This is a genomic window from Eubacteriaceae bacterium ES3 (assembly GCA_030586155.1).
GTDB lineage: Bacteria > Bacillota > Clostridia > Eubacteriales > Eubacteriaceae > Acetobacterium.
Genome location: CP130741.1, coordinates 3,381,923 through 3,392,449, shown reverse-complemented (window position 1 = coordinate 3,392,449; position 10,527 = coordinate 3,381,923). Strand labels below are relative to the sequence as shown.

12 protein-coding genes are annotated in these 10,527 nt (G+C 38.0%); all 12 read left to right on the top strand.

What is annotated here, in order from left to right:
* Nucleotides 1–530: 530 nt before the first annotated feature.
* The 12 genes from rpmH to Q5O24_15550 all read left to right on the top strand — a co-directional run bounded on the left by rpmH (nucleotide 531) and on the right by Q5O24_15550 (nucleotide 10,461).
* Nucleotides 531–665, top strand: coding sequence for a 50S ribosomal protein L34 (gene rpmH, locus Q5O24_15605; protein ID WKY47751.1), 135 nt, complete (start codon nucleotides 531–533; stop codon nucleotides 663–665).
* Nucleotides 666–725: 60 nt separating this feature from the next.
* The gene (gene rnpA / locus Q5O24_15600; protein ID WKY47750.1) at nucleotides 726–1,073 is read left to right on the top strand and encodes a ribonuclease P protein component; all 348 of its coding nucleotides are present in this window, start codon (nucleotides 726–728) and stop codon (nucleotides 1,071–1,073) included.
* Nucleotides 1,066–1,278 carry a membrane protein insertion efficiency factor YidD gene (gene yidD / locus Q5O24_15595; GenBank protein WKY47749.1) on the top strand — a complete coding sequence of 71 codons (213 nt, stop codon included), beginning with the start codon at nucleotides 1,066–1,068 and terminating at the stop codon, nucleotides 1,276–1,278. The genes rnpA and yidD overlap by 8 nt, the downstream gene beginning before the upstream one ends.
* A 23-nt stretch (nucleotides 1,279–1,301) precedes the next feature.
* Complete coding sequence (locus tag Q5O24_15590) at nucleotides 1,302–2,198, top strand: YidC/Oxa1 family membrane protein insertase (protein WKY47748.1); 897 nt, start codon at nucleotides 1,302–1,304, stop codon at nucleotides 2,196–2,198.
* A gap of 35 nt (nucleotides 2,199–2,233) precedes the next feature.
* Nucleotides 2,234–2,863, top strand: coding sequence for an RNA-binding cell elongation regulator Jag/EloR (gene jag / locus Q5O24_15585; GenBank protein WKY47747.1), 630 nt, complete (start codon nucleotides 2,234–2,236; stop codon nucleotides 2,861–2,863).
* Between the two features lie 201 nt (nucleotides 2,864–3,064).
* The gene (mnmE, locus tag Q5O24_15580) at nucleotides 3,065–4,438 is read left to right on the top strand and encodes a tRNA uridine-5-carboxymethylaminomethyl(34) synthesis GTPase MnmE (GenBank protein ID WKY47746.1); all 1,374 of its coding nucleotides are present in this window, start codon (nucleotides 3,065–3,067) and stop codon (nucleotides 4,436–4,438) included.
* 8 nt (nucleotides 4,439–4,446) lie between these two features.
* Nucleotides 4,447–6,339: a tRNA uridine-5-carboxymethylaminomethyl(34) synthesis enzyme MnmG gene (gene mnmG, locus Q5O24_15575; protein WKY47745.1), complete on the top strand. Its 1,893-nt coding sequence runs from the start codon at nucleotides 4,447–4,449 to the stop codon at nucleotides 6,337–6,339.
* The gene (gene rsmG, locus Q5O24_15570) at nucleotides 6,326–7,042 is read left to right on the top strand and encodes a 16S rRNA (guanine(527)-N(7))-methyltransferase RsmG (protein WKY47744.1); all 717 of its coding nucleotides are present in this window, start codon (nucleotides 6,326–6,328) and stop codon (nucleotides 7,040–7,042) included. Before mnmG ends, rsmG begins: the two co-directional genes overlap by 14 nt.
* A 140-nt stretch (nucleotides 7,043–7,182) precedes the next feature.
* Entirely contained in the window at nucleotides 7,183–7,947 is a 765-nt protein-coding gene (locus tag Q5O24_15565) for an AAA family ATPase (GenBank protein WKY47743.1), read from the top strand.
* Between the two features lie 6 nt (nucleotides 7,948–7,953).
* Nucleotides 7,954–8,829, top strand: coding sequence for a ParB/RepB/Spo0J family partition protein (locus Q5O24_15560; GenBank protein WKY47742.1), 876 nt, complete (start codon nucleotides 7,954–7,956; stop codon nucleotides 8,827–8,829).
* 19 nt (nucleotides 8,830–8,848) lie between these two features.
* A complete protein-coding gene (locus Q5O24_15555) occupies nucleotides 8,849–9,850 on the top strand; it encodes a hypothetical protein (GenBank protein WKY47741.1) in 1,002 nt (333 codons plus the stop codon).
* Nucleotides 9,847–10,461 (top strand): CvpA family protein, encoded by a 615-nt coding sequence (locus tag Q5O24_15550; GenBank protein WKY47740.1) that lies wholly within the window; start codon nucleotides 9,847–9,849, stop codon nucleotides 10,459–10,461. The genes Q5O24_15555 and Q5O24_15550 overlap by 4 nt, the downstream gene beginning before the upstream one ends.
* Nucleotides 10,462–10,527 lie beyond the last annotated feature (66 nt).

Genomic DNA, 10,527 nt, shown 5'->3' with positions numbered 1-10,527 from the left:
AATGAGGAACCTCTGCTTTCAAAGTTTTTTTCTGTGGATAAAAGAATGTTTTATACACAGGACCTCTATTTTACTGTGAATTTAAAAATAAATCAAGCAAAATAATTATAATAATGTGGATAACCTAATCAGATCGCTAACAATAAAAATGAGATTAAACCGCATATTCTATCTTTAATCGACAAGTTATCCCCAACTAATCCACAGATTATTGCAAAATGTGGATTAGTTGAAAATAAAAAGATACTTATCCACAGAAAATCAAGATTTAGTACCTCTAGTATATCAAAATGTGGATAACGATTCAATTAATAAGCGAATTTTGATTGATTACATTTATATTTTCAGGTTACAATAGAGAATATAAAAAAAACGCTTACTTAATTAAAGAAAGTTATTTTTCATTAAACCCTGTGGATAAAAAATAAGATTTACTTGACATCAAAAGGCTAAGATTATATAATTCTAGGGTAAAAGTTTTGTTCGCTTATAAACAAATGAGATAAATTAACAAGTCAGGGGGTGTCGAGATGAAAAGAACTTATCAGCCGAAGGTTAGACAGAGAAAAAAAGAGCATGGTTTCAGAAAGAGAATGTCAACCAGAAACGGTCGACTTATTCTTAAAAAGAGAAGACAAAAAGGAAGAGAAAAATTATCTGCATAAGCTGTGATAGACCGTTTTTAAAAAGCGGTCTTTTATTTAATAAAAAGGAGTATTTCTTCTATGAAGCTGACATCCCTTAAAAAACAGAATGATTTTAAAAATGTTTTTAATAAGGGCAGTGTTTTTGGAAATAAGGCTTTTGCTTTTTATTTTCTAAAAAATGGATTGGAAGAAAATAGAATTGGTATTATTGTCAGTAAAAAGATCTCAAAGAAGGCGGTTGTTAGAAATCGGTTAAGGCGTCAGATCAGGGAAGCCTACCGTTTGAATCAGGAACTTTTTTTTAATGGTTACGATATCATTATAATTGGTAAACAAGCGCTTTTAAATACCGAATACACAGAGATTGAAAAATCGCTGAAACATTTGTTTTATAAGAAGAATCTGATGAGGAAAAAAAATGGTTAAGAAACTGATTATTATACCTGTAAGAATCTATCAGCGGTTTATTTCGCCATTGCTGGGAAATAACTGCCGGTTTCGACCAACCTGTTCAGAATACTTTATTGGCGCCGTTGAAAAATATGGCGTTTTCAAAGGGGTTTATCTGGGTGTGAGACGGATTCTCCGTTGTCATCCCTTTAATCCTGGAGGATATGATCCACTTCCCTGATGTCAAAATGAAGGAGTTGTTAAATGGATTTTTTATACCAGATTTTTGGCTTTTTGCTTTTGCAGCTTTATAATCTGATTGGTAATTATGGTGTCTCAATCATTGTCTTTACGATTATCGTAAAACTTTTGCTGTTGCCACTTAACATCAAGCAGACCAAATCCATGAAGGATATGCAAAGGCTTCAGCCTGAGTTACAGAAATTAAATAAGAAATACAAGAATAATAAAGAAAAACTAAATGAAGAAACGCTAAAGCTTTATAAGGTTTATAAAGTTAATCCGGCTGCGGGTTGTCTGCCTTTATTACTTCAGTTTCCTATTTTAATTGGTCTTTATGGAACTTTGAGAGCGCCTGAAACCTGGGTATTTTCAAATGGAATGATCGATTCAGTCAATATGTCATTTTTATGGATTGATAATTTAAACAGTCCGGATCCTATTTATGTTTTACCGATTCTGGCTGCTTTATTTACATTTATTTCGCAGAAATTTACAATGGCTAACAGTTCGATGAATCCGGATGATCCTAATGCTAAAACTCAAAAGGTTATGCTTTATATGATGCCGATTATGATTGGTTACATTTCTATCAGATTACCCGCCGGAGTTGCCCTTTACTGGGTAGTTCAGAATATCTTTACTTTTGTCCAGCAGTTTGTTATGATGCGGATTCCTGAACCGGAAATTTCCCCGGAAGAAGCTGAGCGTCGGGTACAGGAAGCGGAAAAGGAAAGAAAAGCGGATCTGGCTGCCAAACGTTCTGGTATGAGTCAGCAGGATAATCAAAACGACAAACCGGAGCGGAAAGAACCATTGACTAAGCCGGCAACAAAAAAGAAAATCAAGTCTAATAATCGGAATGAAAGCAGAAAAAAACCGGTTTCCGAGATTCCTGAAAGGGATGATGATAAAGCATAAGGTGACCGGCTAAAAATAAACTAAGGAGAGGGATCATGAACGAGATTGTAACAGGTACCGGAAAAACAGTTGAAGAAGCGATAAACAATGGATTACAGGAACTTGGTGTGACAAAAGAGCAAGTCGATGTAAATATACTGCAGGTGCCGGATAGCGGTTTTATGAAGCTTTTTGGTAAAAAAGAAGCTATTGTTGAGCTTACCCTTAAAAACGATCCTCAGGAGAAGGCGCGTACTTTTCTGACTGATGTTTTTAATGCTATGGAAATTCCCTGTAAAATCACGACTAACCTTGATGATAAAGTTTTGTTCATTAACCTTGAAGGCAATAATATGGGCGTTCTGATTGGCCGACGTGGTCAAACTCTGGATTCTATCCAGTACCTTGTCAGTCTGGTGATTAATCGTGATATTGATGAATATGTTCGGGTTGTACTGGATACAGAAAATTACCGAGCCAAGCGGGAAAAAACCCTTGAAGCATTAGGTGAAAAAATGGCTGGAAAAGCCGTATATTATCGTAAGAAGATGGTCCTGGAGCCTATGAATGCGTCTGAACGCCGGGTTATTCATGCTAAACTTCAAAATCATCCTAACGTTTTTACTTACAGCGAAGGGGATGAACCTTATCGTCACGTGGTCATTCAGATGAAAGATCGGAATTAACAGTTATTGTTAAAATAAAGCTTCGGATATGAATTCAAGTTACCTTGATCTCATATCCGAAGCTTTTTCTTTAGCAAAAAATTTATCGTAATCTGTATTGCAGAATAAATTAATTTATAAGTCATTAACAAATGGTTTATTCTTGTTTTATAAAGGTCTTTATTATATTATAAAGTGTTAGAAAATGTTTCAGGAGAAAAAATGAAAGAACAATTATTAAACGAAGATACTATTGCTGCTGTGGCCACAGGACTTGGTGGTGCCGGGATTGGCATCATTCGTGTCAGTGGTGACGAGGCGGTATTAAAAGTGGAGCCGCTCTTTAAAAATCCTAAAGGAAAAACTTTGTCAGACGCATCATCCCATCAGCTTTTATATGGACAGATGTTTGACCCGAAAATCGGTTTGGATATCGATGAGGTTCTGGTTTCGAAAATGGTTAAACCTCATTCCTATACGGCCGAAGATGTGGTGGAAATCAATTGTCATGGTGGGATTGTACCGATGAGAAAGATATTAAACCTCCTTCTCGAATCGGGAATCAGAATGGCTGAACCAGGGGAGTTTACCAAGAGAGCATTTTTAAATGGTCGACTTGATCTGACACAGGCAGAAGCTGTCATGGATATTATAAATGCTAAAACAGAAGAAGGTTTAAAATATTCTGTTTCGCAACTGGAAGGTAAGCTTTCTATTCATTTAGAAGAGATTGACCAGGAAATGCTTGCTATTCTTTCTCATATGGAAGCGACGATCGATTATCCGGAGTTTGATATTGAGGAAGTCACTTCAGCACAGATTAAGGAATCTGTTGCTAAAGCAATCAAAAAAATTGATCAGGTTCTGGAAGGATCAGAAGCCGGAAAAATATATCGGGAAGGGATCACGACTGCAATTCTCGGTGAGCCCAATGTTGGTAAATCATCTCTACTCAATACCCTGCTGATGGAAAATAAGGCTATTGTCACCGATATTCCCGGAACGACCCGTGATATTATTGAAGAATACATCAATATAAGGGGTATTCCTTTTAAAATTATTGATACTGCTGGAATTAGAGAAACTGAAAATGAAGTTGAACGCATCGGGGTGGAGAAATCCAAGGCATTGCTTAAAGATGCTAATCTGGTCATTTTCATGCGGGATATATCAAAATCTTTATCGGAACGTGAAAAGGAACTGATGGAACTCTTAAAAAATAAAAATACCATTTATATTGCCAATAAAACAGACTTAAAACAGGATGAGCTTATGACTGATCCCTGGATTCCGATGTCTTTAATTTCAGAAGAAGGGATTCATCTTTTGCAGGAAAAAATGGTTGAAATGATCTATTCAGGATCAGTTAACCAGGATGCTGATTACCTGGTGACCAACAGCCGTCATATCAGACAGTTGAATCTAACCAAAGAAAATCTTTTAAACGCATTAGAGACAATGGAAAGTGGGATGCCGGTGGAGTTGATTTCAATTGATGTGATGAATGCTTTAGAGAGTTTAAGAGAGATTACTGGAAAAGCAGTGGGAATGGATATTATCAATCAGATTTTTAAAAATTTCTGTATTGGAAAGTAGAGGAAAAAATGACATATCAAGGCGGAAACTACGATATTGTAGTGGTCGGAGCCGGCCATGCCGGTTGTGAGGCGGCACTGGCAACAGCAAGAATGGGGTATAGCACCCTTTTATTAACGATAAATCTGGATTCAGTAGCGATGATGCCATGTAACCCCTCTATTGGCGGTACTGGAAAGGGTCATTTAGTCAGGGAAATTGATGCCCTGGGTGGCGAAATGGGAAAAAATATCGATGCAACCATGATCCAGGCTAAAATGCTCAATACAGCCAAGGGGCCGGCAGTTCATTCCTTAAGAGCCCAGGCCGATAAGAAAAATTACCAGTTTCGAATGAAAGAGGTTATTGAAAACCAGGCTAATTTACTATTAAAACAACAGGAAGCCACAGAACTAATGATTGAAGACGGTAAAATTACTGGTGTTAAAGTATTGACTGGTGCTGTTTATTCCTGTCGGGCAGCAATTATTTGCAGCGGAACTTATTTAAAAGGTCGTATTATTATCGGCGATGTCGCCTATGATGGCGGTCCAAATGGATTATTTCCAGCGATGTTTTTATCAGAAAGCCTTGAAAATAACGGAATAGAACTTCAACGTTTTAAAACCGGAACACCAGCGCGAGTGGATGCCAAAACCTTGGACTTTGAAAAAATGGTTATCCAAAATGGTGATGATACCATTATTCCTTTTTCGTTTGAAACAGATTCCATTAATATTGAACAGGTCCCCTGTTATCTGACTTATACCAATGAAAAAACACATGAAATTATTAATAGTAATATTGACCGATCTCCCCTCTATAATGGTGAAGTGACTGGAATTGGTCCGCGCTATTGTCCATCAATCGAAACCAAGGTCATGCGCTTTCATGATAAGGACAGACATCAGATTTTTATCGAACCTGAAGGCCTTAATACCAATGAAATTTATGTTCAGGGAATGTCTTCTTCGCTTCCGGAGGATATTCAGATTGCCCTTTATCGAACGGTTCCTGGGATGGAAAAGGTAGAATTCATGCGTTCGGCCTATGCCATTGAATATGATTGTATCCATCCTACTCGTCTTAAAGCCAGTCTGGAATTAAAGGATATTAATGGCTTATTTTTTGCCGGCCAGATTAATGGGACTTCTGGTTATGAAGAAGCTGGGGCACAAGGCTTAATAGCCGGCATCAATGCCGTTAAACTGCTTAAAAATGAAGAACCACTGATCCTTGATCGGTCCCAGGCTTATATCGGGGTACTGATTGATGATATTATTACTAAAGGGATCGATGAACCCTATCGGATGATGACTTCTCGCTGTGAATACAGGCTCTTATTACGTCAGGATAATGCAGATCTTCGGCTGACACCTCTTGGATATGAGGCCGGATTGATTAATGAGGAGCGCTATAGCAGATTTAATAAGAAAAAAGAAACGGTGGAAAATGAAATTAACCGTCTTTCGCAGATTGTTATTAAACCGACCGCGGAAAACAATCAAAAAATGACGAATCTTGGCAGTACACCAATAAAGAAAAGCCTGTCACTTTTTGAAATTTTAAAGCGTCCGGAAATGACTTATGATTTACTGAATGACTTCGATGATGACAGACCAGTCCTTAACTGGAGCGAAAAAGAGCAGGTTGAGGTTCAGATAAAATATGAAGGCTATATAAAAAAACAGCTGGCACAGGTGGAACAGTACAAAAAACTGGAACACCGGGAAATTCCTGCTGACATTTTATATTCTGATATCAGTGGGTTAAGAATTGAAGCAGCTGAAAAACTAGAAGCGATTAAGCCGGTTTCGATTGGTCAGGCTTCAAGAATTTCTGGGGTATCGCCTGCAGATATGTCTGTTTTAATGATTTATCTCGAGCAGAGAAAAAGGAGGAATCAGAGTGGAGAGAATTAAAAAACTGATCAGTCTTGCTAGTCAGGCATCCCTGGAAATCAGTGATGCCGAGTCGCAGAAAATGATTGCTTATATGGATGCCCTGCTCGTAAAAAATGAATTTATTAATTTGACTCGAATTACGGATGAGGAAGAATTTATGTTATTACATCTTCTGGATTCGCTGACGCTGCTACCATTTATTCAAAAAACCGCTAAGAAAATCTTAGATCTTGGAACTGGCGGTGGATTTCCAGGAATACCTCTGGCAATTATGATGCCGGAAAGCCAATTTACCCTTCTTGACTCAACAAAAAAGAAGTTAAATGTGATTGATGAAATCGCGCAGTCTTTGAATATTAACAATATCACAGTAGTTCATGGACGGGCTGAAGAACTCGGCCATGACCCAATATTTAGGCAACAGTACGATTTGGTTGTTTCCAGAGCAGTCGCAAACTTGAACGCTTTATCTGAATATGCGCTGCCTTTTGTAAAAAAAGGCGGAAAATTTCTTTCAATGAAGGGAAAAGAGTTCAACAGTGAACTGGAGTCAGGGAAAAAGGCAATTTTCAAGCTTGGTGGCGAAATTAAATTAATTGAGAAGGGTTTTTTACCCAAAAGCGGCTATGACCATGTTATAATAGTGATAGAAAAAACGAAAAATACGCCTGAAAAACTACCGAGAATTTCTGGTAAAATAAAAAAAGAACCATTAGAATAAAAGAAGAAGTAAAGGGTTGGGTGTTAGAATCATTCAGGCTGATCATAAACGCTTTAACTGGCAGGACGGATGTTTCACGTGAAACATCATCAGAAAAAATTTATAAATGTTTCACGTGAAACATTTAGCAGGGGAGAGTTATGGCAAAAGCGATTGCGGTATTTAATCAAAAAGGCGGAGTAGGAAAAACAACGACTAATATTAATCTGGCTGCCGCCCTCAGCAAAACGGGACATCGAGTGCTGATTATTGACATTGATCCTCAGGGTAATGCGACAAGTGGAATGGGTCTCGATAAAAACAGCCTCAAAAAAAGTATTTATGATTGCCTGATAGCAGATGCAGATATTAATCAAGTGATTAGGGAAACAGGTTTCGAAAATGTCTGGATTTTGCCAGCTAATGCTGACCTGGCTGGGGCAGAAATTGAACTGACAAATCATATAGGACGTGAATATCGACTCAAAGAAGCTATTGAACGATTAAAAACCGAATATGATTTTATATTGATCGATTGCCCTCCTTCACTGGGTTTATTAACTATCAATGCCTTGACTATTGCTGAAACAGTATTAATCCCAATACAATGTGAATATTACGCGCTGGAGGGAGTTAGTCAGCTGATTAATACCATTGGATTGGTCAAACGCAGTCTAAACAAAAACCTTGAAATTGAAGGTGTGGTGCTGACAATGTTTGATCAACGTAACAATCTAAGTACTCAGGTAGTTGATGAAGTAGTTGGTTATTTCAAAGAGAAAGTCTATGAAACGACTATTCCCCGAAATGTACGGCTGGCTGAGGCACCGAGTTATGGACAGTCTATCTTTGACTATGCTGAAAGTTCAAAAGGGGCCAAGGCATATTTAGCATTGGCAGAGGAATTTTTAAACAGACAGGAGTAAGAAGGAATGGCAAAAAAAACAGGTTTAGGTCGGGGAATCATGGCTTTAATTCCTGAAGATGGTATTCAGAATGAAGTTAGTGCAGAAAATGGTGAATCAGAGAATCTGGTTTTCCATGTTAAGACCAGTCGATTGAGACCTAATCCCGATCAGCCGCGAAAAGTATTTGATCAGGAAAAACTTGAAGAATTGGGCAGCTCAATTAAAGAACACGGCATCATTCAACCACTGGTTGTTAAACCGGAAAATCGGGGTTATACAATTATTGCCGGTGAACGCCGCTGGCGGGCTGCTGGCCTGGCGGGTTTGAAAGAGGTGCCGGTTATTGTTAAAGATCTTCCCCCTGATGAGGTGCTGGAGATTGCAATTATTGAAAATGTTCAGCGTGAAAATTTAAACTGTATGGAAGAAGCTAAGGCTTATGAAGGTCTGATGGAGACTTTTAATATGACTCAGGGAGAGATAGGAATTCGAATTGGAAAAAGCAGAACAGCCATTACTAATGCTTTGCGACTTTTAAAACTTCCGGGAGTTGTACAGGAAGCCCTTTCTAATAATCAGCTGACAGCCGGCCATGCCCGAGCAATCCTTGGGCTAGAGGATGAAACTGAACGTATTGAGTTTTCCCAGGAAATAATCGATGAACGACTTAGTGTCCGGGAAGCTGAACGACGACTAAAGGTCAGACAAAAAAAGACAGCAGATAAGCCTGAAAAAAATGCTGATCCCCATTCAAGAGAAGTTCAGGAAAAGCTTGAACAAATTTTTAATACTAGGGTAAAATTAAAACACAGTGGAAAATCCGGTAAGATAGAAATAGCTTATACATCAATTGATGAACTGGATCGAATTTTATCGAAGCTGGGTTATAGCGCTGAGTAGTAAAGAAACGGAGATTTAAATGAATCAGATTAAAAGGAAAAGACGTTTATCCCCGTTGGAAACATCTGTATTTGGTAATGTCATTTATATATTAATTGTCTTACTGTTTAAAAATGTATTTGATGTTTTTCACGGAGATGAATTTAATTATTTTTTAAGCGGCCTTGAACTGGTGATAGTCGCGCTTTTTTGGATTGGTCTTTTTGCAGTCAGTTTTAAAAACATCTATGCTGGAGAAAAGAAACGGTATGTTGCATATGTATTTTACGCCCTGTTACCGATCCTCTTATTAACGGCAGCTGTGACGGTGGTAACGATTTTTATTCCAGGACAGGATACGTCAAGTATTTGGAATCAGTTTACATTCCTGGCGGCGCCAACAATTTTCTGGTACTTGCCTTTTGGCCTAATTTATCAGGTTCTTAACGGGAGTATCACTATTTTTACACACTTTGCAATCTCCTTGTTGCTGACACTACTTTTTCAGGTAATTGGTATTCTTGTTGGCAGATTGCTTGGTCGGAAATATTGGCTCGAAAGTAGTGCGGAAATGGATACGATGCAGGAACCGCAGTCGACGCCACGAAGCGGCAGACGTAAAAAAAGCAAGGTTAAGAGTCGGGAAGTTATTGGAATGGAAGGGATTTCAGATGAAATTATGAATGAAAATTTTGTTCCAGAGAAACCGGAAATTATGACCGAAGTTATTATTGAAGATCAGGATCGGGCTAAAGCACCAAGAAAAACTAGAAGAACAGAAGCATCAAGCAGAAGAGAAGTTCCAATTCAGGAAAAAGTGATGGATGATACAGCAGTTATTTTTGAACACCAGGAAATGCCGGAACCGGCGAAAATTCCGATTCTGGAGGATGCTGATCAAGTCGCTGGTGATGCTCGAATAAGTGATGAAATAATATCAAAAAATCAGGAAGATGATGATAAATCATTTTTAATGGAAACCAGCCAGATTCGTGTTATCAGTGATGAAGATATAGAAGAATATTATAGGACTAAAAAATGAGTTTATTGACAGCAATGGATTGGCTCAGTCTGATTATTTGTGTGAGTTTTGGATTAGCAGGTTATAATCGTGGTGCAATAAATTCCCTGATTCGCTTTGGGGGATTTATTGCTTCTTTTATAATGGGGATAATTTTTTCACCGATTCTGGCAGACTATCTGATTGATTCTGGTATGATGGCGGGAATCTCTAAAAATTTGGATTTGGAATCATTAACTCAAATTCTTTTGCAGCTGCCAGAACAGGGACAGGAAGTTACAGAGTTTTTAAGTAACAGCGGATTGATTAGCACTACTCAGGAAGCACTCAATACAGCAGTCATTTATGGGTTGGCCCACTTTATCAGTTTTGGATTGATCATGGTTGTCTGTTCAATTGCGGTTATCGCCTTGCAGTTTTTCTTTAAAGGTGTCACCAGCCTGCCGCTTATTGGTGGGATAGACAGGATTCTTGGACTAATAATCGGGCTTTGTTCGGGACTGGTGATTCTATTTCTTATGATTTGGATCTTTTCGATGATCGACTTGTATGGCTCAGAAAGTATCAATCTCTTGAATTATCAAAGCAGCTTTTTTTATCAAAAGATTGTTACGGCATTTTTAACATTATAATTTGAATTTAGTAGAAATTGGAAGAATAATTTAAATTTCGAGACTTCAAAAAATGACACATATCAA

Excerpts from the sequence above, each read along its gene's own strand:
- yidD (WKY47749.1), top strand. The coding sequence starts at position 1,066 with ATGGTTAAGAAACTGATTATTATACCTGTAAGAATCTATCAGCGGTTT.
- Q5O24_15560 (WKY47742.1), top strand. The coding sequence starts at position 7,954 with ATGGCAAAAAAAACAGGTTTAGGTCGGGGAATCATGGCTTTAATTCCT.
- jag (WKY47747.1), top strand. The coding sequence starts at position 2,234 with ATGAACGAGATTGTAACAGGTACCGGAAAAACAGTTGAAGAAGCGATA.
- mnmE (WKY47746.1), top strand. The coding sequence starts at position 3,065 with ATGAAAGAACAATTATTAAACGAAGATACTATTGCTGCTGTGGCCACA.
- Q5O24_15565 (WKY47743.1), top strand. The coding sequence starts at position 7,183 with ATGGCAAAAGCGATTGCGGTATTTAATCAAAAAGGCGGAGTAGGAAAA.
- Q5O24_15550 (WKY47740.1), top strand. The coding sequence starts at position 9,847 with ATGAGTTTATTGACAGCAATGGATTGGCTCAGTCTGATTATTTGTGTG.
- rnpA (WKY47750.1), top strand. The coding sequence starts at position 726 with ATGAAGCTGACATCCCTTAAAAAACAGAATGATTTTAAAAATGTTTTT.
- Q5O24_15555 (WKY47741.1), top strand. The coding sequence starts at position 8,849 with ATGAATCAGATTAAAAGGAAAAGACGTTTATCCCCGTTGGAAACATCT.
- Q5O24_15590 (WKY47748.1), top strand. The coding sequence starts at position 1,302 with ATGGATTTTTTATACCAGATTTTTGGCTTTTTGCTTTTGCAGCTTTAT.
- mnmG (WKY47745.1), top strand. The coding sequence starts at position 4,447 with ATGACATATCAAGGCGGAAACTACGATATTGTAGTGGTCGGAGCCGGC.
- rpmH (WKY47751.1), top strand. The coding sequence starts at position 531 with ATGAAAAGAACTTATCAGCCGAAGGTTAGACAGAGAAAAAAAGAGCAT.